Annotated in this window: 21 protein-coding genes; 9 read left to right on the top strand and 12 right to left on the bottom strand. The window is 70.0% G+C overall.

Annotated features, from left to right (window positions below; translation table 11 throughout):
• Positions 1 to 4: 4 nt before the first annotated feature.
• Complete coding sequence (locus tag SNAS_RS32385; protein WP_013016232.1) at positions 5 to 1,597, bottom strand: glycoside hydrolase family 26 protein; 1,593 nt, start codon at positions 1,595 to 1,597, stop codon at positions 5 to 7.
• A gap of 177 nt (positions 1,598 to 1,774) precedes the next feature.
• Between SNAS_RS32385 and SNAS_RS04685 the strand changes: the two genes are divergently transcribed.
• From SNAS_RS04685 to SNAS_RS04660, 6 genes are all read left to right on the top strand, one after another.
• On the top strand, positions 1,775 to 3,460 hold the full coding sequence (locus SNAS_RS04685) for a Wzz/FepE/Etk N-terminal domain-containing protein (RefSeq protein ID WP_013016231.1): 1,686 nt from the start codon (positions 1,775 to 1,777) through the stop codon (positions 3,458 to 3,460).
• A gap of 316 nt (positions 3,461 to 3,776) precedes the next feature.
• Positions 3,777 to 5,138, top strand: a complete 1,362-nt coding sequence (locus tag SNAS_RS04680) for an O-antigen ligase family protein (protein ID WP_013016230.1) — start codon at positions 3,777 to 3,779, stop codon at positions 5,136 to 5,138.
• A complete protein-coding gene (locus SNAS_RS04675) occupies positions 5,135 to 6,367 on the top strand; it encodes a hypothetical protein (protein WP_013016229.1) in 1,233 nt (410 codons plus the stop codon). Before SNAS_RS04680 ends, SNAS_RS04675 begins: the two co-directional genes overlap by 4 nt.
• Positions 6,364 to 7,245, top strand: a complete 882-nt coding sequence (locus SNAS_RS04670; RefSeq protein WP_013016228.1) for a sulfotransferase domain-containing protein — start codon at positions 6,364 to 6,366, stop codon at positions 7,243 to 7,245. The genes SNAS_RS04675 and SNAS_RS04670 overlap by 4 nt, the downstream gene beginning before the upstream one ends.
• On the top strand, positions 7,233 to 8,720 hold the full coding sequence (locus SNAS_RS04665) for a lipopolysaccharide biosynthesis protein (protein ID WP_013016227.1): 1,488 nt from the start codon (positions 7,233 to 7,235) through the stop codon (positions 8,718 to 8,720). Before SNAS_RS04670 ends, SNAS_RS04665 begins: the two co-directional genes overlap by 13 nt.
• 11 nt (positions 8,721 to 8,731) lie before the next feature.
• Positions 8,732 to 9,469, top strand: coding sequence for a methyltransferase domain-containing protein (locus tag SNAS_RS04660; RefSeq protein WP_013016226.1), 738 nt, complete (start codon positions 8,732 to 8,734; stop codon positions 9,467 to 9,469).
• Between the two features lie 242 nt (positions 9,470 to 9,711).
• Here the strand turns inward: SNAS_RS04660 and SNAS_RS04655 are convergent, their stop codons facing one another.
• From SNAS_RS04655 to SNAS_RS04610, 10 genes are all read right to left on the bottom strand, one after another.
• Entirely contained in the window at positions 9,712 to 11,076 is a 1,365-nt protein-coding gene (locus SNAS_RS04655) for a cystathionine beta-synthase (RefSeq protein WP_013016225.1), read from the bottom strand.
• Positions 11,077 to 11,154: 78 nt separating this feature from the next.
• Positions 11,155 to 12,204 (bottom strand): LCP family protein, encoded by a 1,050-nt coding sequence (locus SNAS_RS04650; RefSeq protein ID WP_013016224.1) that lies wholly within the window; start codon positions 12,202 to 12,204, stop codon positions 11,155 to 11,157.
• 129 nt (positions 12,205 to 12,333) lie between these two features.
• A complete protein-coding gene (locus SNAS_RS04645; protein WP_013016223.1) occupies positions 12,334 to 13,776 on the bottom strand; it encodes an NADH-quinone oxidoreductase subunit N in 1,443 nt (480 codons plus the stop codon).
• Entirely contained in the window at positions 13,773 to 15,269 is a 1,497-nt protein-coding gene (locus SNAS_RS04640) for a complex I subunit 4 family protein (protein ID WP_041625581.1), read from the bottom strand. Before SNAS_RS04640 ends, SNAS_RS04645 begins: the two co-directional genes overlap by 4 nt.
• On the bottom strand, positions 15,251 to 17,065 hold the full coding sequence (locus SNAS_RS04635) for an NADH-quinone oxidoreductase subunit 5 family protein (protein ID WP_013016221.1): 1,815 nt from the start codon (positions 17,063 to 17,065) through the stop codon (positions 15,251 to 15,253). The genes SNAS_RS04640 and SNAS_RS04635 overlap by 19 nt, the downstream gene beginning before the upstream one ends.
• Positions 17,062 to 17,394, bottom strand: a complete 333-nt coding sequence (gene nuoK / locus SNAS_RS04630) for an NADH-quinone oxidoreductase subunit NuoK (protein WP_013016220.1) — start codon at positions 17,392 to 17,394, stop codon at positions 17,062 to 17,064. Before nuoK ends, SNAS_RS04635 begins: the two co-directional genes overlap by 4 nt.
• 165 nt (positions 17,395 to 17,559) lie before the next feature.
• Positions 17,560 to 18,690, bottom strand: coding sequence for a hypothetical protein (locus SNAS_RS35630; protein WP_013016219.1), 1,131 nt, complete (start codon positions 18,688 to 18,690; stop codon positions 17,560 to 17,562).
• A gap of 72 nt (positions 18,691 to 18,762) precedes the next feature.
• Entirely contained in the window at positions 18,763 to 19,746 is a 984-nt protein-coding gene (locus tag SNAS_RS04620; protein ID WP_013016218.1) for a hypothetical protein, read from the bottom strand.
• Positions 19,743 to 20,255 carry a SigE family RNA polymerase sigma factor gene (locus SNAS_RS04615; protein ID WP_013016217.1) on the bottom strand — a complete coding sequence of 171 codons (513 nt, stop codon included), beginning with the start codon at positions 20,253 to 20,255 and terminating at the stop codon, positions 19,743 to 19,745. Before SNAS_RS04615 ends, SNAS_RS04620 begins: the two co-directional genes overlap by 4 nt.
• Positions 20,256 to 20,360: 105 nt before the next feature.
• Positions 20,361 to 21,008, bottom strand: coding sequence for a TMEM175 family protein (locus SNAS_RS04610; RefSeq protein WP_013016216.1), 648 nt, complete (start codon positions 21,006 to 21,008; stop codon positions 20,361 to 20,363).
• Between the two features lie 56 nt (positions 21,009 to 21,064).
• Here SNAS_RS04610 and SNAS_RS04605 point away from each other — a divergent pair, with 56 nt between their 5' ends.
• The 3 genes from SNAS_RS04605 to SNAS_RS04595 all read left to right on the top strand — a co-directional run bounded on the left by SNAS_RS04605 (position 21,065) and on the right by SNAS_RS04595 (position 23,293).
• The gene (locus tag SNAS_RS04605; RefSeq protein ID WP_013016215.1) at positions 21,065 to 21,508 is read left to right on the top strand and encodes a MarR family winged helix-turn-helix transcriptional regulator; all 444 of its coding nucleotides are present in this window, start codon (positions 21,065 to 21,067) and stop codon (positions 21,506 to 21,508) included.
• 145 nt (positions 21,509 to 21,653) lie between these two features.
• Positions 21,654 to 22,649, top strand: a complete 996-nt coding sequence (locus SNAS_RS04600) for an acyl-CoA desaturase (RefSeq protein ID WP_013016214.1) — start codon at positions 21,654 to 21,656, stop codon at positions 22,647 to 22,649.
• Between the two features lie 38 nt (positions 22,650 to 22,687).
• The gene (locus SNAS_RS04595; RefSeq protein ID WP_083787322.1) at positions 22,688 to 23,293 is read left to right on the top strand and encodes a TetR/AcrR family transcriptional regulator; all 606 of its coding nucleotides are present in this window, start codon (positions 22,688 to 22,690) and stop codon (positions 23,291 to 23,293) included.
• Here SNAS_RS04595 and SNAS_RS04590 read toward each other — a convergent pair.
• Entirely contained in the window at positions 23,290 to 23,874 is a 585-nt protein-coding gene (locus tag SNAS_RS04590) for a TetR/AcrR family transcriptional regulator (protein ID WP_013016212.1), read from the bottom strand. The two genes, SNAS_RS04595 and SNAS_RS04590, sit on opposite strands and share 4 nt — an antisense overlap.
• Positions 23,875 to 23,957 lie beyond the last annotated feature (83 nt).

The following is a 23,957-nucleotide window of genomic DNA, read 5'->3' as shown; positions in this document are numbered from 1 at the left end:
CCGCTCATCCCAGGCCGAGATCCACCGAGAACGCGCGCGAGTCGGTGAAGCGGCGGTAGGCGTCCAGGGCCTTGGGGCTGACGTCGACCCGGGAGTCGCGGCCCTCGGCGCTGGCCGATTCGAAGTACACCACCGCCTTCAGGCGCGGGAAGTGCGCCAGCTGGTCGGCGGCACCCGCGAAGACCTCGGCCTGGTGGTCGGGATTGCGGCTGGAGTACCAGACTCCCCATTCGGCGACCATGAGCGGTTTGCCGGGGAAGGTCTCGGCCGCCCAGCGGTAGAAGCCGGGCCAGTTCTGGCCCTGGGTGCCCTCCCGGTTGACGATGTCGGCGAAGTCGCCGTGGCCGTAGCCGGGATCGCTGTAGCCGTATGTGTCCCAGGCGACCCAGTCGACGACTGAGTCGCCCGGGTACAGCTCGTCGTGCCAGTCCTGCTGGGTCCACTTCAGATACGCCATGTAGACCATGACGGAGACCATGTTGGACACGCCTTCGGCGCGGAGCTTGTTGACGACATGACCGAACATGGCCGCGTAGTCGGGCGCGGTGTACCCCGACTCGGGGTCGGCGCGCACGTCGTCCTCGGGCTCGTGGTGCACGGTGAAGAAGAACGGTTTGTCGCCGTAGTACGTGGTGATGTGGGCCGCGAGCCGCTCCAGGTAGGCGTCGGTCGCCGGATCACCCGCCGCGATCTCGGCCCAGCTGGCGCCCCGGGGTTTCCAGTTGAGGAACAGCACCCGCGGGTTGTCCGCCTCGGTGGCCACCGCGATCTCCTCGCGGGTGGGGAACATGACGTCGCCGCGGTGGTAACTGTGGTAGATGTGCTGGCCCCGGCCGGTGTTGTCCTCGAAGTTGCGCAGCGCGGCGGTCTTGGAGCCGTCGGTGTGGGCGCCGGGGGCCACGCCCAGCAGCGCGCCGCAGTAGGGCACCAGCTTGGCGCCCACCGGACACGAGCCGCCCTTCTCCGGCTGCCGGGGCAGCGGTTCGTCCGCGACCGACTCGGCGCGGACCGGACTGAGCCTCGCAGCGTCCACACCGGACTCACGGGAGTGGAAACTGAGGGTGGCCTTGGCGGCCGGGGTGGTGACGGCGAAGGCGACGTCCCCCGCGCGCAGGGAACCGGCGGGCAGGTTGAACTCCAGCTGACTGGCCTGTGTGGAGGCACGGGTGGTGTCGAGCACCGAACCCATCGGCGGTGACTCGGCGGCGGTGATGTCGCTTTCCGACCACACCGGAGAGACGTGAGCGACCTCGACGAGCTCGTTGTCGACGGTCTCGGCCACCGGCAACCGCAGCACCAGTCCCCCGGCGGCCTGGGCCTCGGTGAGCGCGAACCGCAGATACGTCACCGTCACCCCGGTCGCGTCGCCGCCGCCGGTCAGCAGCCGGGTCACCGACCCGGCATTGTGGTCCGGTTTGGCCGAGGAGGTGTACGCGTCGGCCGACACCGCGATGTCGTTGCCGCCGTTGGGTTCCCCTTCGGCGGCCGCCAGGCCGTCGAAGGCCCCGAAGACGTAGCCCGCGCCGAATCCCGCCACGGCCACCGCGCCCACCGTCGTCCACGCGATGCCCTTCTTCGTGCACAGCTTCTTCCACATACCCCGTTCACCTCCGTACCCCCATTAGTGCATTTTCCGAGGTCAGATGGGGGGAAACCCGCCGACAACCACCCGGATTTCATATTGTGCGAGATTCCCGGGCAGGCCGTGACCTTCGGCGGGTGTGCCTCGTTACTCAATGTGGCATACCTTCTTTCAGAAAGGCCCCTTTAGACGGTGGACGCTGTCACCTCCTCCCCCGGAACATCCCTCGGCGACCTCGCGGACTCCGCACGCAGACACCGCTGGCTACTCGTCGGCGCGACGCTGCTGGGCGTCGCGGCCGCCGGAGCCTACGCCCTGATCGTTCCCCGCGAATACATCTCGACGACCTCGGTCCTGGTGCAGCCCACCGGCGCCGAGGAATCCGCCGTCACCGGCCAGCGCTCCAAGTCCGAGATCAATCTGGACACCGAGGCCCAGCTGGTGACCTCCACCGACGTGGCGACCATCGCCGCCGACAGCCTCAACGACAACGATCCGGTGGCGCTGTCCGAGCAGGTGGTCGCCTCGGTCCCCGCCAACACGTCCATTCTCGAGATCGGCTTCGTCGCCGACGAACCCGCCGCGGCCCGCAACGGCGCCCGCGCCTTCGCCGCCGCCTATCTGACGCACCGGGCCGAGACGGCCCGGGACCGGCTGTCGGAGCAGATCGACGGCGCCGAGTCCGACCTGTCGCGACTGCACGCCGAACGGCGCAAGCTGGTGGAGCGGCTGGACAAGATGGACAGCTCCGACCCCGACTTCGCCGAGGCCAAGAAGGACCGCGAGCTGGTGGACGGCGAGATCGCCGAGCTGTCGGCCAACAGCGGCCGCTGGCGTGCCGCCGCCGAGTCGGTGGGTTCGGGCCGCATCATCAGCGCGGCCCGGGTCCCGACCGCCGCCACCTCGCCGCACCTCGCGACCGTGCTGGCCGCCGGTGCCCTGCTGGGCCTGCTGGCCGGGATCGGCGCGGTGGCCTTCCGGCGCCGGTTCTCGGTGCGGCTGTGGAGCGCCGCCGACCTGCCGCGCCGCTGCGGCGTCGACGTGCTGGCGGCGGTTCCCGCCAGTGCCGTGCCGCGTGGCGACGACGTCTTCCCCGCCTTCGGGCCGCCCGGCCGGGTGTTCGGCAAGATCCGCAACGAGGTGGCCGCCGCCCTGGACGGCACCGCCGGGATCGTCATCGTGGCGGGCGTGGTGCCGGGTTCGGCGTCCAGTGTGGTTACCGCGAACCTGGCCGCCGCGATGGCGCGCGCCGGGGACAACGCCACCGTGGTGTCGACGCACGCGGCCGGACCGATCACGGTGACCTCGCAGCTGGACACGCTCGCGGTCCCGGGTCTGTCCGATGTGCTCGCCGACCGGGACGAGCTGTCGGCCGCCACCCACCGCGCCGCCCGCTACCCCACCCTCGACGTCATCGGCCCGGGCGGTTGCGCCACCGCGGCCGGCCCCTCGCGGGAGGCGATGTCGGAGCTGTACACCCGACTGCGCGACCAGTCGTCCTATGTGGTCGTCGACGCCGCCCCGATGGCGGTGACGGCCCAGGCCCAGTCGCTGGCCACCGACGCCGACGCCGTGGTGCTGGCCGTCGAGTGCGGCCACGACACCGCCCGCGACGTCGCCGAGGCGGTGCAGGCGGTCCGCCGGGTCGGGGCCCGACTGCTGGGCGCCGTGGTGCTGCCTCGGCAGCCCAGCCCGCGTGTCGACCCGCTCGAGGTACCGTCCACGGAGGCCAGTCACGAGGACGGCAAGCGCCGGACGCCCCGGCCCCGCCGGGCGGGACGCCGTCCCGCCGGTGACGACACCCCGACCGAGTCGCTGCCCCGCATCGAGGACGAACCCGTCCCCGCCGCCACCGCTTCGGGCGACAATGACGACTGACCGGCCCGGACCCGGGTCGGGCGGTCCCCAGCTGGCGACGCCAGGCGGGCCGAACCGCCACACCACGTCGGCCACCAGCCGCACGCCAGCGACAAGCTCCGAGTCCCATGACCGAGCAACGCGAGCGGGCGAGAGCCCGGCATCCGATGGCCGAACAGCCCAGGCAGGCGACAGTCCCGCGTCCGCTGGCCGGAGCGCGCTTGCGGGCGACAGGCCCGCAGCGCGGGCCAGCGGCCGGGCGGGCGGAAGCCCCGCCCCCCATGACCGAACAGCACGAGCGGGCGACCCCGCAGCGCGGCGGGGCGGCAGCTCAGCCGTGCGGCCGGCGCTCGTCGGTGGGCTGGCACCCGGTGTCGGGCGGCATGGGCTGTTGCGCGGCCCCGGCGCTCCGTTGACCTGGCTGCTGCTGTTCTTCCCGCTGTGGTGGGCGTTGGGTTTGGGCGGGCTGATCTTCTTCATCGTGGCGGTGCCGATGGCGATCTCGCTGTTGCGCCGTGATCGGGTGGAGATCCCGCCGGGCTTCGGCATCTGGCTGTTGTTCTGTCTGGTCGTGCTCGTCAGCGCTGTCGCGATCGGACTCACGCCCGAGGGCACAATGGCCGGTTCCTGGACCGGACGGGTCTTCGGCGTGGCATTTCGCCTGGTCGGATACGCCTCGGCTACGATCATCTGCTTGTACACGGTGAATCTGTCCGAAAGCGACTTCCCACGGCGGCGGCTTGTCAACCTGCTGGCCGCCACGGGTGTCATCACCGTCGTCGGTGGTCTGTTGGGCACCGTGGCCGGGCATCTGGAGTTCACCTCGCCGATGGAGGCGCTGCTGCCCGAGTCGCTCGCCTCGGACCAGTTCGTACAGTCGCTTGTGCACCCGCAGGCCGCCCAGGTGATGGACTTCCTCGGCTACGAGACGCCCCGGCCCGCCGCTCCCTGGGGTTACACCAACACCTGGGGGAACATGCTGGCCATCGCCGCGCCCTGGATCGCGGTGGCCGTGGCCTGCTATCCGGTTCGCCCGCGCGTGAAGTACGCGGCGGTGGCGATCCTCGCGGTGGCACTGATTCCAACGGTCTACTCGATGAACCGGGGCCTGTGGCTGAACCTGGCCGTGGCCGGGGTCTTCGTCGCCGTCCGGTTCCTCGCCTGTGGACGATGGTGGCCGCTGACCGTACTGGCCGTCACCGGCGTGGTCGCGCTGGCGGCGGTGCTGGTGACCCCGCTGGGGCAGATCGTGGCCGCCCGGGCCGCCAACGGTCACTCCGACGACGGCCGGGGCTACGCGACCATGCGGGCCCTCGCGGCGGTGCCGGAGTCGCCGATCCTGGGTTTCGGGTCCACCCGGCAGACGGTGGGTTCGGGCGAGTCGATCGCCGTCGGCCCCACCAAGGAATGCCCGCGCTGCGGCGGCCGGACGCTGGGCGGCAACGGCCAGCTGTGGCAGGTGCTGTTCGCGCACGGCGTCACCGGCGCGCTGGCGTTCGTCGGTTTCTTCGTCGCCGTGCTGTGGCGGTTTCGCCGTGACCACAGCGCCATCGGCATCGTCGCCTCGGTGGTGATGGTGCTGTCCTTGACCTCGATGTTCTATTACAACGCCCTGGTGGCGCCTTTGGTGATCACCCTGCTGTGTTACGCCCTGTTGTGGCGCAACGAACGCGACCGTGCCGTGGAGGGGACGACATGACAAGCGGACGAGTGGCCACGACGGACGACCGCAGCCGTCGCGCCGACTACCTGGAGGAAGTGACGGCGTTGCTGTTCCCGCCCGCCCCGTGCGGCGGGCGGGAACACGCCGAGGCGGAGTACATAGTGGTGCCGAGCCTGCGGCGGCCCCGGGTGCTGGTGCCCGCCGAGTCGCGGCGGCTGGCGGCCGCGGCGCTGCGGCGCTACACCCGCCCGGCGACGCTGTCGGCCCGGCTCAAACGCGACGCCGCGGTGCTGGCGGTGGTGACCGGCACCGACAAACTGGCGCTGCCGCACCGGATGGCGCTGCCGCTGTCGGGCGAGAACATCGCCGGGCACCTCAGCCAGGTGCTGGACACCGAGGTCCACCTCGGCATCCATATCGGACCGGCGCGGGCCAACCGCAAACCGGTGCTGCAGATCCTGGACGACGACGCCGAGACCATCGGCTTCGCGAAGCTGGGCACCACCGGACTGACCCGGGAGCTGGTGGCCGCCGAGACCACGGCGCTGCGCACCCTGGCCGGGATCAACCTGAGCAACCTGCGCATCCCGAAGATCGTCCACTCCGGAACCTGGGGTCCGCACGCGGTGCTGATCCAGGAGGCGCTGCCCGGCTGGCGCCGTCCGGTGCGCACCGACCCCGACCGGCTCACCGACGCCATGACCGAACTGGCCACCTGTCTGGGTGTCGAGGACTCGCTGCTGTCGCGCAGCGACTACGTCGCCTGCCTGGACCGACGGCTGGCCGTGGTGGCCGAACGGCCCGGCACCGACGCCGCGACGCTCGTGGACGCGGCCCGGCAGCTGCTGGAGCGCAACCGGGATCAGCTGCTGCGCTTCGGATCCTGGCACGGCGACTGGTCGCCGTGGAACATGTCGATGCTGGCCGAGGACATCCTGCTGTGGGATTTCGAGCGGTTCACGTCGGGGGTTCCGATGGGTTTCGACGCCGTCCACTACGCGCTGCAACGCGATATCGTCACCCGGGCGGCCGACCCCACCACGGCCGTGCTGTCATTGCTGGCCCGCAGTCACCGGCTGCTCAAGCCCTTCGGGGTGGAGCCGCAGGCGGCCCGGGTCACCGTGCTGTTGTACCTGGTGGACCTTGCCACCCGGTATCTCACCGACCGGCAGGCCGAGGCGGGTGCGCCGCTGGGCGCACTCGGCCGCTGGCTACTGCCCACTTTGCTGCGTCATGTCGCCGCAGAAGGAGGAATCGTCCTGTGATCAAACTGCGGACCGAGCGGGTCCCGGCGCCGGTCAAGCGCATCATCCACTCAGGATCGCGTGCCTACGGCAGACTGACCGCCGCCTCCCGGCTGCTGCCCGGATTCCTTCTGTGCGGCGGGCAGCGGTGCGGTACGACGACGCTGTACCGGGCGCTGTCGACCCACCCGGCCATCCTCAAGCCGATCCTCCACAAGGGTGTCCACTTCTTCGACACCGGCTACGACAACGGCCTGCCCTGGTATCAGGCGCACTTCCCCACCCGGGCGGGCGCGATCCGCATCAGTGAGCACACCGGCCTGGCGGCGCAGGCCTTCGAGTCCAGCCCGTACTACCTGTACCACCCGCTGGCCGCCGAGCGGTTCGCCCGCGACCTGCCCGGCGTGAAGCTCATCGTGCTGGTGCGCGACCCGGTGGAGCGGGCCCGGTCCCAGCACGCCCACGAGGTGGCCCGCGGCTTCGAGCCGCACACCGACTTCGAGGCGGCGCTGGCCGCCGAGGACGAGCGGCTGGCCGGTGAGGCCGACCGGCTGTCCTGGGACTCGCACTACTACAGCTTCAGCCATCAGCACCACGCCTACCGGGCCCGGGGCCGCTACACCGAGCACCTGGAGCGCATCGCCAAGGTCGTGTCCCCAGAACGCATCCACGTCGTCGACAGTGGAGAGTTCTTCGCCGACCCGGTGAACGTCTACACCCGGGTGCTCGACTTCCTCGGTCTGCCGCTGCTGGGCAAACCGAACTTCGCCAAGCACAACGCCCGCCCCCGCGCCGCCGCGAAGAACTCGGCGCTGGACGTGTCGCTGTCGGAGTACTTCGAACCCTTCGACGCCCGGCTGCGCGACTGGCTGGGCGCCGATCCGTCATGGCGCAGGTAGCCGAGGCGGCACCGCCTCGCCTCCGCCAACCATCCACAGTGCTGCGCGCCACCGCCCGTGGCGGCCTGGTGAACCTGGCCGGGGCGGCGGTGGCGGGACTGAGCGGACTGGTCATCACCTGGCTGGTGGCCGCCGGACTCGGGCCGCGGGTCGCGGGGCAGTTCTTCACCGCGACCACGGCGTTCCTGCTGGCGCTGGCCATCGCCCGACTGGGAACCCCGACCGGGCTGGTGTACTGGTTCGCCCGGCTGCGTCAGGAGGGGCGGCACGGCGAACTGCGGTCGATGCTGACCGCCGCGCTGGTGCCGGTGTGCGCGCTGTCGCTGGTGTTCGCCGTGGCGGGCCTGGTGTTCGCCGAGTCCTTCGCCAGCGCCGGCATCCTGCGGGTGCTGGCGGTGTTCCTTCCGGCGGCGGTGCTGATGGAGGCGCTGCTGGCGGCCAGTCGCGGCTTCGGCGGAATGCGGGAGTCCGTCCTCATCGACAAGCTCGGCCGCTCGGGCACCCAGGTGGTGCTGCTGGCGGCGATCGTCCTCGGCTGGCAGACCGGGGTGTTCACGGTGACGGTGGCGTGGGCGTTGCCGTTCCTTCCGGCGGCGCTGCTGTCGGCGCACGTGGTGCGGTTGCGGTTGCGCCGCGACCCGCCCGACCCTGACAGTCCCTCGTGGACTCAGCAGCTGCGTCCGTTCTGGACGTACACGGCGCCCCGGGCGCTGGCGGGGGTCGCGCAGCTTGGCTTGCAGCGGCTGGACATCCTGCTGGTGGCGACGCTGCTGGGCTTCGCGCAGGCGGCCGTCTACACGGTGGCCACCCGCTTCGTCACCGTCGGGCAGCTCATCTCGGGCGCGATCGGCACCGCGGTACAGCCTCGACTGGCCACCAGCATGTCCGGCCGCGACTACGCCACCGCCTCGACGCTGTACCGCACCACGACCTCGTGGATCGTGCTGGCCTGCTGGCCGGTCTATCTGCTGGTGGCACTCGCCGCGCCCTGGTACCTGCGGGTCTTCGGACCCGAGTACGTCACCGGCGAGGCGATCGCGGTGGTGTGGGTACTGGCCGCCGGGATGCTGCTGGCCACCGCGTGCGGCGTCGTCGACAGTGTCCTGGTGATGGCCGGACGCACCGGCTGGCAGCTGTACAACGTGGCCGCCGCGTTCGCGGTCAACATCGTCGTCGACCTGCTGCTGATCCCCCGGATCGGGATCCTGGGGGCGGCGATCGGCTGGACGGCGGGCATCGCGGTCAACAACCTGATGCCGCTGCTGCAACTGGCGCGGGTCTACCGGCTGCACCCGATCGGCCGCGCGACCCTCAAGGCGATGGCGCTGTCGGGACTGTGCTGTGGACTCATCCCCGGCGTGGCCGCCCTGGCCGGGGAGGCCGCGTTGGCGGTCGCGATCGGCGGCTGCGCGGTGATCTACCCGCTGTCGGCGTGGCGTGCCCGCAAAACCCTGTTCACCACGACGGATACGTGAAAATACCAACCATGCGCACTGATTACACCGATGTCTTCCGAGATTCCGCTGCCGTCGACAAGTACGCCGACGAGGTCTACGCCAACGGCACCTTCTCGTCGGTGGTCTCCGAAAGACAGCGGCAGTGGCTGCGCGGGTTCATCACCGAGGCCTTCGACGACGCGCCGGAGCACCACGACTTCGCCTGCGGGACCGGACGAGTGGCGCGCATGCTCGACGGCCTGGTCCGTACTTCCCACGGGTACGACACCTCCGAGGCGATGCTTGCCAAGGCCCACGCCCTGGGCACTCCGGGACAGTTGCACGTCATCGACGAGGACGGACCACTCCCCACTTCGGACTCACGCCCCACCCTGGTCACCATGTTCCGGCTCCTGCTCAACGTCTCCGACGCGGTCCGCGACCGTGCCCTGGACTTCGCGGCCGGAATGCTCCCCGACGCGGACTCGGGCCTGCTCGTGTGCGAGAACCACGGCAACGCCCGTTCCCTACGCCACCTACGCAAGGCACTCGGCCCGGGCGAGACCGACTGGTTCAACGAACTCAGCCGCGCCGAGGTGGAGCGGCTGTTCGACCGGCACGGCTTCGAGCTCGTCACGACGCAAGGCTTCTCGCTGCTGACCCAGGGCTTCTATCGGCACGCCCCGCTCAAGTGGGTCGCCCCGTCGCTGGACGGCCTGCTGGCCCGCACCCGCCTGGGCACCGCGTTCGCGACCGACGTCCTCTACGTGGCCCGACGCCGCCGCTGACGGCCCGGCCTGGCCCCGTCACCGCTGACACGACGCCTGCCGCCCCCAGCCGCTTCGCGGCTGGGGGCGGCTGGCTGTCTAGCGAGCTATGGGCCGAGGCCAAGCGGCGTCACGACTGAGGCGGGAGCGGTCCGCAGGCCCACGGCGCGGGCTGGCTAGCGCGCGATCAGCCGAGGCCAAGCGGCAGCCCCCGAGGCGAGCCCCGTCGCTTGGCGACGGGGCGGGCCAGCGGGCTGGTCGCGCTACTTGCCCTGGATGTAGGTGAGCAGGTCCTGGCGGGTGACGATGCCTCGCGGTTTGCCGTCGACCAGGACCGTGGCCGCGTCGTGCTTGGCCAGCAGGTTCACCGCGTGTTCGACGGGTTCGCCGCCGCCGATGAGCGGTAGGCCCGCGCTCAGGTGGCGTTCGACCGGGTCGTGGAGGTGCGCCGTGCCCGTGAACAACGCGTCCAGCAGGTCGCGTTCGGCTACCGCGCCAGCGATCTCGCCCGTGACGACCGGCGGTTCCGCTTTGAGGACCGGCATCTGGGAGACCCCGTATTCGCGCAGGATCGCGATCGCGTCCCGGACCGTGTCGGTGGGGTGGACGTGCACGAACTCGGGGATGTCGGCGCCCTTGCCCGCCAGGACGTCGGCCACCGTGGTCTCGGAGGTACCGGCGCTGAGGAAGCCGTACTCGGTGAGCCAGTCGTCGTTGAAGATCTTGGACAGGTAGCCCCGGCCACCGTCGGGCAGCAACACGACGATGATGTCGTCCGGGTTGGCGCGGCGGGCGACGTCGAGGGCCGCTTCCACGGCCATGCCGCAGGAGCCGCCCACCAGCAGGCCCTCCTCGCGGGCCAGCCGGCGGGTCATCTCGAAGGACGCCGCGTCGGAGACCTCGACGATCTCGTCGCAGACCTGGCGGTCGTAGTTGTCGGGCCAGAAGTCCTCGCCCACGCCCTCGACCAGGTAAGGGCGACCCGTGCCGCCAGAGTAGACCGAGCCCTCCGGGTCGGCGCCGACGATCTTGACCGGCCCCTGTTCCTTCAGGTAGCGGCCGATGCCGGAGATGGTGCCGCCCGTGCCGATGCCCGCGACGAAGTGGGTGAGCCGTCCCTCGGTCTGCTCCCACAGTTCGGGGCCGGTGGTCTCGTAGTGGGAGCGCGGGTTGGCCGGATTGGAGTACTGGTCCGGTTTCCAGGCGCCGGGGATCTCCTCCACCAGCCGGTCGGACACGTTGTAGTAGGAGCGCGGGTCCTCGGGGGCGACCGCGGTGGGGCAGACCTCGACGCGGGCGCCGTAGGCCTTGAGGACGTTGCGCTTGTCCTCGGAGACCTTGTCGGGGCACACGAAGACGCACTTGTAGCCCTTCTGCTGCGCGACCATGGCGAGGCCGACACCGGTGTTGCCGCTGGTCGGCTCCACAATGGTGCCACCGGGTTTGAGGAGCCCGGCCTTCTCGGCGTCCTCGATCATGCGGGTGGCGATGCGGTCCTTGACGCTGCCGCCCGGGTTGACGTATTCCACCTTCGCCAGCACCAGGGCCTCGATGCCCTCAGTGACGGCGTTGAGCTTGACCAGCGGGGTGTTGCCGATCAGGTCGACGACAGAGTTGACATAGCGCATGGCAAGAGCTTATCGACGGCTAAATTACGGACACCGACCCGCCCGGCGATCAACGGCCGGGGGCGCGACGCGGCCGGTTCAGGTGCCGGAGTTGACCCAGTCGGGGTAGTCCTCGGCCCAGTTCCCCAGTTCGTCGTCCCGCATCGCCGAGAAGAGGGCCTCGGCGGCCTGCTCCTGTTCCCCGGGCTTGATGACGACGCTGTCGCCCACGTCGGTGTCCTGGGTCCCGGACGGCACCCGCAGCGTCGCCAACCGGTCCGCCTTGATGCCACGCAGCGCGAAGGCGAAGTCGACGACCGAGTGGCCCCGCAGATCCAGCAGCACCTGGTCGCCGATGCCCTCGATGAGGGTGCCCACCTTGGTGGGGTCGGAGATGTAGCCCTCGGCCTTGGCCTTCTTCAGCAGCTGTTTGATGAAGTGCTGCTGCATGCGCTGCCGCCCGTAGTCGCTGACTCCCCACTCCTCGGTCCAGCCGGGGGTCTTGGGCCCGTAGGCGTAGCGTTCCCGCACGATCGGCAGTACGTCCTTCTTGCCGTATTCCTTGCAGCCCTTCGGGAAGATGCGTCCCTTGTTGGGGCCGGGCGGGTACTTCTCGTTCTTGGAGTGGCGCACTTCCATCTCGAAGGGCAGACACAGTTCGACGCCGCCGAGGGTGTCGACGAGGTCGGTGAAGCCGCCGAAGTTGATCATGCCCGCGCCCTCGAAGTCGACGCCGGTCAGCTCGGTGAGGGTCTTGGCGAGACTGGTGATCGACTTCTCGGGATCCTTGCCGCCCTGGGCGAAGGCGGCGTTGATCTTGTTCCGGCACGATTGTCCGCCGCCGCAGTCGGTGCCGACGATCGGGACGTACAGGTCGCGCGGGATCGCGACGATCTGGGCGTTGGTGAGGTTCTCGTTGATGTGCAGGATCATGATCGAGTCGGACTGCGCGGCGCTCCAGCCGTCGCGCATGTCGGAACCGACGAGCAGGAAGTCCAACGGCCCCTTGATGTCGCCACCGGGTTCGGCGTCGCAGTCGCCCAACAGGCACTTCTCGCCCACCGCCGTGTTGATCTTGTCGAACATGACCTTGACGGAGACGAAGACCGTCCCGGAGGCGACCATCAGCACCGATCCGACGATGACCATGGCTTTGGCCCACCACGGTGAGCGTGGGGGGCGTAGAGCTCGACGGCCACGGCGGGTACTCACTGACTTCTAGACGTCTGGATCGCCGTCGGAGGTTGACATCCGACGTCCGGCAATCCGGCCGTGGGGTCAGGCCAGCCCGAGGATGAGCTGCGGCGCGAAGCCCACGACGAGCGCCACCACGGCGGAGATCGCGACGGTGGCGGCCACCGGCCAGGGTGCGGGGGCGGCGCCGACGGAACCGGGACGCAGCAACAGGACCGAGAACCGCAGGTAGTACACGAGACCGATCACGGCGTTGACGGCGATGACGACCGCCAGCCACGGCGCGGCACCGGCGACGGCGGAGATGACGGTGATCTTGGCGAACAGTCCGGCCAGGCCCGGCGGCAGTCCCGCCAGTGCCGTCAGCGCCAGGATGAGGACGGCGCCGGTCAGCGGCGACCGGCGGGCGGCGCCGGTGTAGTCGGTGAGCTCGCCGCCGTCGGGGTGTCGTCCCCGCAGGCCGATGAGGGCGGCGAACGCGGCCAGTTCCATGACCGCGTAGAACACGGCGAAGCCGATGACGGCGGTGGCCGCGGCGCGGACCGTCGCGGGGCCGGTGGCGGCGGCCAACGCGCCCAGGGGGGCCAGCAGGTATCCGGCCTGGGCGATGGACGACCAGGCCAGCAGCCGCACCGCGCGGGTCTGGCGCAGCGCGGCCAGGTTGCCGACTGTCATGGTGGCCACGGCGAGCACCGCCAGCACGGTCCCGGCGATGGGCAGCACCGGTTTCAGGCCGATGGTCAGCACCCACACCAGCGCCACGACACCGCCCAGTTTGGACGCGGTGGACAGGTAGGCCGCGACGGGCAGCGGGGCACCGTCGTAGGTGCCCGGTGCCCAGCCGTGGAGCGGGACCGCGGCGACCTTGAAGGCCATGCCGGTGACGACGAGGGCGACCGCGGCGGCGGTCAGCGGGATGGTGTCACCGTCCAGTGCGGACGCGAGCGCGGTGAGCTGGACGGTGCCGGTGACGGCGTACAGCAGCGCGGCGCCGAACAGGGTCAGCGCGGAGGCCGCGACCGAGACGAGCAGGAAGTTCACCGAGGCTTCGGCGCTGCGCTCTTCCTTGCGGCGCATGGCGACCAGGACGTACAGCGGCAGCGTGAGGGTTTCCAGGGCGACAACGAGGGTGATGAGGTCGCGGGCGTAGGCGAGCAGGACGCCGCCGGTCAGCGAGCAGGCCAGCAGGAAGGTGTACTCCCCCACGGGTGGGCCGTCGGTGTCGCGCAGCGTCGGGGCGGACAGGCCGAGGACGGCCAGCGTCAGCGCGCACAGGACGACGACCACGAGCGCGCCGGGTCGGCTGGTGACGTAGGAGCAGCCGTCGTCGGTGCAGAAGGTCTGGCGTTCGCCGAGGCTGGCGACCCATACGGCGCCGACGGCGGTGGCGAGCACGCCCAGGCCGGTGACGGCCAGGACCGCGGCGCGGCGGGCGAATACGAGGTCGGTCAGCAGGGCGAGCACGGCGGTGGCGGCGGCCAGGTAGCCCGGCAGCAGCGCGACGTGGTCGATGGCCTGGGTGTTCACTTGCCGATCACCGCCTCCAGCAGCGGGGACGCGAAGGTGTCCAGTAGCAGCCAGGGCGCGAGTCCGAACACGACGATCCCGGCGATGATGGGTGCCCACACGGCGATCTCGCCGCGTTTGAGGGCGGCGGCGGGTCCTAGCCCGGCGATGAACGGCGAGCTGGGGCCGTGGGTCACCAGGCGCAGCAACCGAAGCAGGTAGACCGCGGCGAGGGCGGCGCCGCACGCGGCCAGCACCGCCAGCACGATCCACAGTGGTTTGGCGGCGGTGACCGAGCCGTAGACGGCGAAGGCCTCACCCCAGAACCCGGCCAGGCCCGGCAGTCCCAGCGAGGCCAGGGCGGTGAAGCCCAGGACGCCCGCCAGGCCGGGGGCGACGTTGCGCAGTCCGCCCAGTCGCGCCAGTTCTCCGGAGTGGGTGCGGTCCTTGACGGCTCCGGCGAGGAAGAACAGCAGCCCGGTGATGAGGCCGTGGGCGATGTTGCCGTACAGGGCGGCGTTGATACCCGAGGCGGTCCCGGTGGCGATGCCCAGGACGACGAATCCCATGTGCCCCACCGAGGAGTAGGCGATGAGCCGTTTGAGTTCGGTCTGGGCCAGGCACACCAGTCCTCCGATGAGGATCGCGGCCACGGCCAGCACTCCCAGGACGGGTGCGGCCTGGGCGGCGCCGTCGGGGGCGACGCCGAGGCTGACGCGGACCATGCCGTAGGTGCCCATCTTCAAAAGCACCCCGGCCAGGATCACCGATCCGACGGTGGGTGCCTCGGTGTGGGCGTCCGGGAGCCAGGTGTGCAGCGGCCACAGTGGTGCTTTGACGGCGAAGCCGAGCGTCAGCAGCGCGAAGGCCAGCAGCTGGGTTCCGGCGGGCAGTTTCGCCGCGGCGCCTTCGGTGAGGGCGACGAGGTCGCCGGTGCCGGAGGTGCCGCCGACGACGAAGATCCCGGCCAGCAGCAACAGCGAACCCAGCAATGTGTACAGGGCGAACTTCAGGGCCGCGTGCTGGCGTTTCGGTCCGCCCCACCAGTGGATGATCGCCCACATCGGCAGCAGGACCAGTTCGAAGAACACGAAGAACGCCACCAGGTTGGCGGCGGTGAACACGCCGATGATCCCGGCGGCGACCACCAGCAGCAGCGCGGACAGGACGCCGCCTCGGCCGCGCTCGGGTTCGTACAGCAGCGTGTGGACGCAGCACAGCAGCGTCAAAAGCGCGGTCAGGACGATGAGCGGGTAGGACACGCCGTCGACGCCGAGGTCGAAGCGCAGCCCGATGGTCTCGGCCCACGGCAGGTTCAGCCGGTGCCACATCGGACCGTCGCCCGCGCCCAGCGGCAGTACGGCGGCGGCGACGAGCCCGGCGGCGGCGAATCCGACCGCGATCCACTTCGCGAACCGTTCGCCGCTGCGGCGTCCGGCCATGGCGGCCAGGGCCCCCAGGGCGGGCAGCGCGATGACGGCGACGAGTACGGCCTTCACGACAGCACCCCCCAGTAAGCGGCGACGCCGACGAGTCCGATGAGGACGGCTCCGGCGAGGGTGGCCAGCAGATGCCTTGGCACACCGAAGGTGTGGGCGGTGGCGGTGAGGCGCGCGAGTGTCGTGGTCAGGGTGCCGCTGTTCTCGACGGCGCCGTCCACGAGCCGTTCGTCGGCGCGGCGCGCCAGCCGGGCGGCCAGCAGCGTCGGGCGCACCACCAGCGCGTCCTGGGCCTCGTCGCAGTAGAAGGCCCGCTCGAAGACCGGCCGGGCCGGGCCCAGCGCGGCGGCGGGGTCGGCGGCCGGGTCGCGCCGCCACAGCGCGTAGGACGCCGCGACGCCCAGCGCCGAGACCAGCAGCACGATCGCCAGCGGGCCGACGTGGATCGCGGGCAGGTCGGTGAGGATGCCGCCGAAGGCCAGCAGCCCGACGCCGACGGTGGGCACCGCCAGCACGATCAGCGGCCAGCGCATCAGCGGTTCCGGGTCGTGGATGTGGGCGTCGGGGGTGCGGGTCCGGCCGAAGAAGGTGCGCAGCCAGGCGCGGGTGGCGTAGGCGCCGGTCAGCGCGACGGTGAGCAGGCCCGCCCACCACACCAGGCTGGCCGCGGGGGTCGTCGACTCGAAGGCGGCGCCCAGTATGGACTCCTTGCTCCAGAAGCCCGCCAGTGGCGGAACCCCCACCAGGGCCGCGAATCCGAGCGTCATGGTCCAGAAGGTGACCGGCGCGCCGGAGCGCAGTCCGCCCATCCGGCTCATCAGGTTGCTGGCGACCATGTGGATCACCGCGCCCGCGCACAGGAACAGCAGCGCCTTGAACGCCGCGTGGCTCAGCAGGTGGAACAGCGCCGCGTCCGGGGCCAGGACCGCGATGCCGCCGAACATGAACGCGACCTGGCTGACGGTCGACCAGGCCAGCACCCGTTTGAGGTCGTCGGCGGCCAGGGCGGCGCAGGCGGCCAGCACCATCGTGACGGCGGCGACCGCCGCGATGACCGTTGTGGACACCGGCTGGGCGGCGTAGATCGGCAGCAGCCGGAACAGCACGTAGGCTCCGGCGGCGACCATGGTGGCGGCGTGGATCAGCGCCGAGATCGGGGTGGGACCGGCCATGGCGTCGGGAAGCCAGGTGTGCAGCGGGAACTGGGCGCTCTTACCCGCGGCTCCGGCCAGGATCAGCAGCCCGGCGGCCAGCAGTACGCCACCGTCCAGCTCGGGAACGCCGCGCAGTATCTCGGTGATGTTGAAGGTTCCCGCGTGCACGCCCAACAGCACCACGCCCAGCAGGAACCCGATGTCTCCCACCCGGGTGACGACGAAGGCCTTCACGGCTGCCGTGGGTGCCTCGGGAAGCTCACGGTCGTGCCCGATCAGCAGGTACGAGCACGCGCCCATGACCTCCCAGCCCACCAGCAGCGGCACCAGGTCGTCGGCGACGACGACCAGCAGCATCGCGGCGGTGAACAGGCCGACCTGGGCGGCGTAGGGGGCGTAGCGTTCGTCGCCGCGCAGGTACGCGATCGAGTACAGCTGCACCAGCAGCGCCACCGTGGTCACGGCGACGGCCACCGCCGACACCTTGGGGTCGATGTGGACGCTCAGGCCCACCTCGACGTCACCGAAGTCGATCAGGTTGTTCGCGCTGGTCTGCTTGGCGCCCATGACGAGCAGCGCCACGGCGGTTGCCAGCGCGATCCCGGAACCGGCCAGCCCGAGCCCGGCGGCGACCCGGCGCATACGCAGCGGCGTCAGCAGCCCGACGGCGGCCAGCAGCGCGGGCACCAGCGGCAGCGCCCAGGTCGCGGCGATCATGTCGCCACCTCGCGCTCGTCGTCCTCGGCGTCGATCCGCTCGGTGTCGATGCTGCCGCGCAGCCGGAACAGGTGCAGCACCAGCGCCAGGCCCACCCCGATCTCGGCGGCGGCGATGACGATGACGAACAGCGCGAACGACTGTCCGGTGTAGCCACCGCCCTCACCGGTCAGCGGTGCGACGTCGGCGGTCACCAGCACCAGGTTGACGGCGCCGAGCATCAGCTCGACGGCGGCGAGCACGAGGACGGCGTTGCGGCGGACCAGCACACCGTAGACACCCACGCCGAACAGCAGCGCGGCGAGCACGTACGGGATCACCGGGTGCACTACCGACGCCTCACTCGACCGACGACTGTTGCGGACATGGGCTCTATCTTGCCGTGTCCACTCACGCGGTGGGGCCCGGGCATCGCCGGGCCGGATACGGGGGCCGTGTGCGGTGTTCTTCGTGCGGGACGGGCCCCGGGGCGAGCCGGGGCCCGTCCGCGCGGCTCACGTGGTGTGGGCCGCGACGGGTGCCGCGAACTTGTCGAGGAAGCCGACGGTCCACAGTGTTTCGGTGCCCGGGACTACGCTCACGCCCTCCAGGTAGGAGAACTCCGCCTCGACGGCGGGAGCAGCCTCCCTCGTCACCGTCTCGCCGTCACTGCGGACGACCATGACCTTGTCGCCGTCACCGCCGACGGCCACGACACCGCCGGTGCCGTCCGGGGTGATCGAGGGCAGTGACTGTTTCTCCGCCGGGACTTCGAGCTGGTTCCAGGTCTTGCCGTCACCGACCACCATCAGCGGCTTGCCGTCGAACGGGGTACTGCCGGGGAGCACCGTTCCGGACAGCCAGATCCGGCCGTCCTCGGTGAAGGCGATGTCCTGAGGGAGCGCTTCGGCGATCGGCAGGTCACGTGTCGACCATTCCTTGCCGTTCCAGTGCAGCAGCAGCGGCGACATGACCTCTTTCGCGTCGAAGGTCGCGCCGAGCGCCCACACGTCGTCGGCCGCGCGGGCCCGCACCGCCGAGAGCCCGGCGTCCACGGCGCCCTCGGGCAACGGAACATCCATGAATGACCATTCGGTCCCGTCCCAGTGCTGCAGGATCGGCGTGGTCCCCTCCGGGTACATGGGACCGGTGCTGCCTCCCACCGCCCACACATCGTCGGCGGCGACGCCGTGCACCGAGCCGAGTCGCGGTCTCGAATCGTCGGGGAGCTCGAGTTGCGGGCTCGGCACGGCCTCCCACGCCTTCCCGTCCCACCGGGCGGTGAGTGTGGACTTGTCGTCGGCGGCTCCCACCGCCCACACGTCCTCACCGACGGACGAGACATCGGACAGGCTCGACCCTTCCGGGGCCTTGGAGTCTTCCCACTCCTTTCCGTTCCAGTGCAGCGCGACGGCCTTGTCGGGGTGGTATGTCTCACCGACGGCCCACACGTCGTTCTCGGCGATCGCGTGGACGTCGGACAGCGAGTACTTTTCGCCCAGGTCGGGGGTTTTGGTGAGTGTCCATTCCAGAGCGGCGGCCTCGGCCATCGCGGAACTGGCGAACACCGCGCCGATCGCGACGGCGGCGACGGCCGGGATCGGCAGCAGCAGATAGCGTCGGCGTTGTTTCGCGGACAGCTTCATACGGAGCTTCCTTTCACAAGGGGGTTCACGCGCGGGTTCGCGCGGTCAGGGTTCGCTGCGGAGGCAACGAGTTCAGGAGACGGGCACGTCGGGTATCGCTTCGGCGATCCGCAGCAGCTCGGTGATGCTCAAGGACGGGTCGATGGGCTTCGGGGTGGTGAGGGTCATGGAGACCTTCACCGCCGTCCCGTCGTCGCGGTACAGGACGACGGAGTTGGTGGTCCAGACTTCGGAGATCCGGTTTCCGTCCTCTTCGTAATGGGTCACGGTTCGCTTCACGGCCACGGCGTCCCGCTTCGGGGCGGCATCGGGGTGCGAGCAGGAGAATTCGGTTTCCACCAACTGGTTCTCGAAGTCCTTCGCCTTGTAGTCCTCACAGCCTTCGACGAGGAACTCCGGCCGCGGCGGCAGCTCGGGATCGCCGGAGACGTCCGCGGTTCCGGGCTTGTAGCCGTCCTTGGGATAGACGACGACGGCGAGTGACTCGTCGAAGTCGGACGCGTCGGTGTCGAACGGGACGCCGTCGAACTTCGGGTTCGGCGTGAACGTGTACACCGGTTGCTCGTGCACCTTCTTCGAGCCGTCGACCTCGGGTCCCCCTTCGTATTCCCCGACCGTTTCGACCGCCGTCCACAGTTGCCGTTGGAGGCGCACGACGATCGGATCGGATCCCTCGGGAATCTTGCCGAGTCGCAGCTGGGGGTGGTGCTCGTCCAGGTGGTCCCACAGGTCGGCCGTGATCTTCTGGGTGGCCTTGGTCTTGGTGCTGGAATACGTGTCCGGAAACCAGGTGTACTGCTTCCCGTCGTCGAGTTTCGGCAACGGGAGGCTCGGCGTCCGGCTCCCGGCCGGGACATCGGTGCCCGCGTGCGGAAACAGGGTCAGCGAGGCCAGCAGCGCGGCGGCCAGCAACACGACCGCGGTGACGCCGCCGCCCAGCCTGCGGCGCCGGATGGACTGCTCCGCCTGGGCCTCCAGCTCGTGGCTGTCCCACGAGGTCGACGGCAGTCGGTTGGGGAGCGTCTTGGACAGCGTCCAGCGAATGTCGGGGCTCATGACACCGCCTCCTCGGTGATCTCGCCGACGGTCTCGGTCAGCAGCAGCCGCAGCGTCTGCAAGCCGCGGACCGTCTGGCTCTTCACGGTGTGAACCGAACAGTTCATGATGGCGGCGGTCTGCTCCACCGACTGGTCCTCCCAGTAGCGCAGTATCAGGGTGGTGCGGCGTTTGACGGGCAGCTGACTCAGTGCGTCCATGATCGCCATCCGTTCGGTGCCGTCGTCGTCGTTGTAGGCGGTCTCGGGCAACCGTTCGCGGGGCCGCTCCCGCCGGAACCAGCTCTTGCGGTGGTCGTCGATCAGCGCGTTGACGACGATCCGGCGGGTGTAGGCGTCCAGCGAGTGGCGTCTGGCCCGCGACCAGGCCTTGTACAGCTTGACGAACGCCTCCTGCACCGCGTCCTCGGCGCGATGCCAGTCGCCGCACGACAGATACGCGAACCGGCGCATGGCGTCGGTCCGCGCGGCCACGTACTCGTGGTATTCCGCTCTCGCCTCGGGCCGCATCGCTCTCCTCGGTGTCTGTCGCACCCGGGTATACGAGTGTGCTCCCGCCGCAGGAACGCCCGGCGTCCGAAAAAAGTTCGGCGAACGCGGAACCCCTCGCTCGGACTACGCGGTGCGGGGCGACTTGACGGCGCGGCGCCGGACGCGGCTGGCGACGGCGAGCACGATCGGCGCGGCGAGCCAGCACAGGTACGCGAGGGTGCTTCCGGTCAGGAACACGACGGGAACGGACAGCGCGAACACGGTGGCCAGGCAGATGCTGCGCACCAGGCTCTGGGCGAACTCGCGCGGCGGGTCCTCGGTGCGGTGCAGGTGTTCGCGTCGGATCTCCCGGATGATCAGCGCGAACGAGGCCGACGCCAGGACCTGCACGATCGCGTACAGGCTGAACCGGGGCGGGAGGGCGCCCTCGGCGGTGATCACCCGGGTCGCGAACGGCATCAGGACCTGCATGAACAGCCAGACCAGGGTAAGGCTGACCAGGCGGTTGCTCAGCGAGTGGACGTGTCGGAAGATCTCGTGGTGGGCGCGCCAGTGGGCGGCGATCACGACGAAGCCGAGTCCGAAGGCCAGGTACTCACTGCTGTGGGCCGACGCCGAACGGAGCATGGCGTCGGTGGTGTCGCCGGTGGGAACGGGGAGTTCCAGCGCCAGCAAGGTGAGCGCGATCGCGATCACCGCGTCGACGAACATGGACAGCCGCTCGGCGGCGGCCGTGCGGGTCCCGTCGGTCTGGTCGGAGAAGGTGGTCATGCTTCCATTCTTACCTAGTTAATATTAACCAGTCAACACTCTGGTAGGATCGTGACGTGGATGACGGACTCGCCGACCTGCTGCACCGCGTGGTCACGCTGCTGGGCGACGCCGCCCGGCGGCGCACCGACGACCGTGACGGCTTGACCTACAGCCAGATCCGGCTCCTGGGCGCGCTGGAGGAGATCGAGCCGACCACCCAGCATCGGCTCGCGCAGGCGTTGTCGGTGTCCGACCCGGCGATCAGCCGGGCGCTGCGGCCGCTCGAAGCCGACGGTCTGGTGCGGATCACCGTCGACCCCGCGCACGCCCGGCGGCGGCTGGTCCGGCTCAACCAGGACGGCCGCGATGCCTTCCACGCCGCCGGAAAGCCGCTGTACGACGAGTTCCGCGCGGCGCTCGTCGCGGCAGGTTTCCCCTACGAGCGCTACCTCGCCGACACCCACCGGCTCGCCGAACTCCTCGCGTCCGACGAAACCGCCCGGCGAAAGGCGCGATGACGGCGGCTCGCATCGAGGTAACTGGCCCGAAATGGTGGGGGATTCCCTACTTACTTCCTACGGTTCCGTAGGTTACGGTTGCGTCGGTAACCGGAAGTGATCTTCAACCAAGGCCATTTCTCCCGTCCCTACCTGCGAGGACGCCATGACGACCTTCACTGGCACCGAATCCGGAAAGACAGCTCCCGTCGGGGAGCGAACTGCCCCGGAACCCAAACCCCTCACCGTCGGCAAACAGAGCACGGGCACCCTGATGGGGTTGTGGTTCGTCGTTCTGGGGCCGTTCGTGGCGCTGGCCGTCGCGATCCCGCTGCTGTGGGGCTGGGGCGTCTCCTGGATCGACCTGGCCATCGCGGTCGTCATGTACAACGTCTCCGGCTTCGGCGTCACCGTCGGTTTCCACCGCTACTTCACCCACGGCGGGTTCCGCGCCAAGCGCTGGATGCGGGTCACGCTGGCCGTCGCGGGTTCACTGTCCGCCGAGGGCTCGGTGATCCAGTGGGTCGCCGACCACCGCCGCCACCACGCCTTCTCCGACAAGGAGGGCGACCCGCACTCGCCGTGGCGCTACGGCACCAGCTTCGGCGCCCTGATGAAGGGCATGTGGCACGCTCACGTCGGCTGGATGTTCAAGCGCGACATGACCAACCCGGAGCGCTTCACCCCCGACCTGCTGGCCGACAAGGACATCCGCCGCGTCGACAACATGTTCGGCCTGCTGTTCGCCACCACGCTGCTGGCCCCGGCCATCGTCGGCGGTCTGGTCACCTGGTCCTGGCAGGGCGCGCTGACCGCGTTCCTGTGGGGCAGCCTGGTCCGGATCGGCTTCCTGCACCACGTCACCTGGTCCATCAACTCGGTGTGCCACGTGTGGGGTGAACGCCCCTTCGCCACCCGGGACGGCGACAAGGCCGCGAACTTCTGGCCGCTGGCCCTGCTGTCCATGGGCGAGTCCTGGCACAACCTGCACCACTCCGACCCGACCTGCGCCCGCCACGGCGTGATGCGCGGTCAGATCGACACCTCGGCCCGCCTGATCTGGATCTTCGAGAAGTTCGGCTGGGTCGACGAGGTCCGGTGGCCGAAACGTCAGCGGCTCGAGAAGAAGATGTCGGGAAAGTACGACAGACTACGAGCGTGAACGACAGCAGCAGCAAGCCCGTCGCCCGCCGGGTCAGGATGTCCTCAGCGCAACGCCGAGAACAGCTGATCATGGTGGCGCGGCGGGCTTTCGCCGAACGCGGCTTCGACGGCACCAGCGTCGAGGAGATCGCCGCGCGCGCCAAGGTTTCCAAACCGGTGGTCTACGAGCACTTCGGCGGCAAGGAGGGCATGTACGCCGTGGTCGTCGACCGCGAGGTGCGGGCCCTGCTCGACCGCATCACCAAGGCCCTGACCGGCGGCCACCCCCGCGAGCTCGTCGAGCAGGCCGCGCTGGCGCTGCTGGACTACATCGAGGGTGACACCGACGGGTTCCGGGTGCTGGTGCGGGACTCGCCGGTCATGTCGGGTTCGGGGAACTTCTCCAGCGTTTTCAACGATGTAGCCCACCAGGTCGAGGGCATCCTCGGCAAGCAGTTCAAGGAACGCGGTTTCGACCCCAAGCTCGCCGAGCTGTACGCCCAGGCTCTGGTCGGGATGGTGGGGCTGGTGGGCCGGTGGTGGTTGGAGGTCCGCAAGCCGAAGAAGGAGGCGGTGGCCGCGCACCTGGTCAACCTCGCCTGGAACGGCCTGCACAACCTGGAGACCAAACCGAAACTGGGGCAGCGCCCGAAGCAGGACTAGTCCCCCGGCTCGGGGGCCAGCAGCTGTTTGACCAGTATCGACAGCCGTTTGTTGGCGTCCTGGGGCGGCAGCCTGCCGCTGCGGTCCAGGACGGCCACGCCGTGGATGGCGCTCCAGCCGACCTCGGTGAACACCATCGGGTCACGGCTGCCCGCCAGCGGCGAGAAGACCGCGTACAACTCGGCGAAGGCGTCCTTGAGCGGTTGCGGGGCCTCGGGCCCGAAGGGCAGGTCGCTGGGCAGCGTGAACATGGCGTCGAAGGTCGCCGGGTGCTCGCGGCCGAAGTCCATGTACGCGTCGGCGACGGCGGTCAGGGCGGTGTCCGGCCGACGGGCCCGGGTGCGCGCCTCCCGCATCAGCACGGCCAGTTCCGCGCACCCCTCCAGGATGACGGCGTCCATGATGGCGCGTTTGCCCTTGAAGTGGCTGTACAGCACCGGCTGGCTGTACTCGATGCGTTCCGACAGCTTGCGGGTGGTGACCGCGTCCCAGCCGTCGGCCTCGGCGAGTTCGCGGGCCGTGGTGATGATCAGCTGGTGCCGTTGCGCGCGTTCGCGTTCCTTGCGGGTTTGAGTGCTCACGAACACATCCTAGCACTGCTAGACATTCGAGCAATGCTCGTGTTAATGTCTGCCACAGAAGCTAGCAACGCTAGAAAATCTAC

The organism is Stackebrandtia nassauensis DSM 44728, assembly GCF_000024545.1.
Classification (GTDB): Bacteria; Actinomycetota; Actinomycetes; order Mycobacteriales; family Micromonosporaceae; genus Stackebrandtia; species Stackebrandtia nassauensis.
Note: the sequence above shows the minus strand (reverse complement) of the source record. Positions and strands in the feature narration are given on the sequence as shown.

What these genes read in the sequence shown, in the direction of transcription:
- SNAS_RS04665 (WP_013016227.1), top strand. Translation starts at nt 7,233, where the DNA reads ATGGCGCAGGTAGCCGAGGCGGCACCGCCTCGCCTCCGCCAACCATCC.
- SNAS_RS04595 (WP_083787322.1), top strand. Translation starts at nt 22,688, where the DNA reads ATGTCCTCAGCGCAACGCCGAGAACAGCTGATCATGGTGGCGCGGCGG.
- SNAS_RS04620 (WP_013016218.1), bottom strand. Translation starts at nt 19,746, where the DNA reads ATGAGCCCCGACATTCGCTGGACGCTGTCCAAGACGCTCCCCAACCGA.
- SNAS_RS04635 (WP_013016221.1), bottom strand. Translation starts at nt 17,065, where the DNA reads ATGATCGCCGCGACCTGGGCGCTGCCGCTGGTGCCCGCGCTGCTGGCC.
- SNAS_RS04615 (WP_013016217.1), bottom strand. Translation starts at nt 20,255, where the DNA reads ATGCGGCCCGAGGCGAGAGCGGAATACCACGAGTACGTGGCCGCGCGG.
- SNAS_RS04655 (WP_013016225.1), bottom strand. Translation starts at nt 11,076, where the DNA reads ATGCGCTATGTCAACTCTGTCGTCGACCTGATCGGCAACACCCCGCTG.
- SNAS_RS35630 (WP_013016219.1), bottom strand. Translation starts at nt 18,690, where the DNA reads ATGAAGCTGTCCGCGAAACAACGCCGACGCTATCTGCTGCTGCCGATC.
- SNAS_RS04650 (WP_013016224.1), bottom strand. Translation starts at nt 12,204, where the DNA reads ATGGTCATCGTCGGATCGGTGCTGATGGTCGCCTCCGGGACGGTCTTC.
- SNAS_RS04660 (WP_013016226.1), top strand. Translation starts at nt 8,732, where the DNA reads ATGCGCACTGATTACACCGATGTCTTCCGAGATTCCGCTGCCGTCGAC.
- SNAS_RS32385 (WP_013016232.1), bottom strand. Translation starts at nt 1,597, where the DNA reads ATGTGGAAGAAGCTGTGCACGAAGAAGGGCATCGCGTGGACGACGGTG.
- SNAS_RS04610 (WP_013016216.1), bottom strand. Translation starts at nt 21,008, where the DNA reads ATGACCACCTTCTCCGACCAGACCGACGGGACCCGCACGGCCGCCGCC.
- SNAS_RS04600 (WP_013016214.1), top strand. Translation starts at nt 21,654, where the DNA reads ATGACGACCTTCACTGGCACCGAATCCGGAAAGACAGCTCCCGTCGGG.
- SNAS_RS04675 (WP_013016229.1), top strand. Translation starts at nt 5,135, where the DNA reads ATGACAAGCGGACGAGTGGCCACGACGGACGACCGCAGCCGTCGCGCC.